The organism is Achromobacter sp. GbtcB20, from assembly GCF_019091095.1.
GTDB lineage: Bacteria > Pseudomonadota > Gammaproteobacteria > Burkholderiales > Burkholderiaceae_B > Achromobacter > Achromobacter mucicolens.
Window position 1 is genome coordinate 1 of the sequence record NZ_JAGXJZ010000750.1, and the last position, 248, is coordinate 248.

At 69.8% G+C, this 248-nt stretch carries 1 pseudogene; it reads right to left on the minus strand.

Features of this window, described 5'->3' with window-relative positions:
* A pseudogene (locus KVT32_RS30970) lies at positions 1–248 on the minus strand (hypothetical protein); the annotation flags it as partial.

The following is a 248-nucleotide window of genomic DNA, read 5'->3' on the forward strand; positions in this document are numbered from 1 at the left end:
CAGGACAGCGCGGCGCCGAGCAGGACCGCGCAGGCGGTGAGGGCGCCGATCACGGTCTGGCTGATGCCGGCCTTGGCGTCGATCGCCTTGGCGGTCGCATCGATGTTGGCGCGCTGCATGACGACCAGTTCCTGCAGCAGTTCCTGGTAGTGCTGGGCGGCCGGGGTGAAACTCTTGTCGAGCAGGCGCGCCGCTTCTTCCTCGTTGCCGTCGGCCTTGGCCTTGTCGGCGCCGTCCCGCGACGCGCT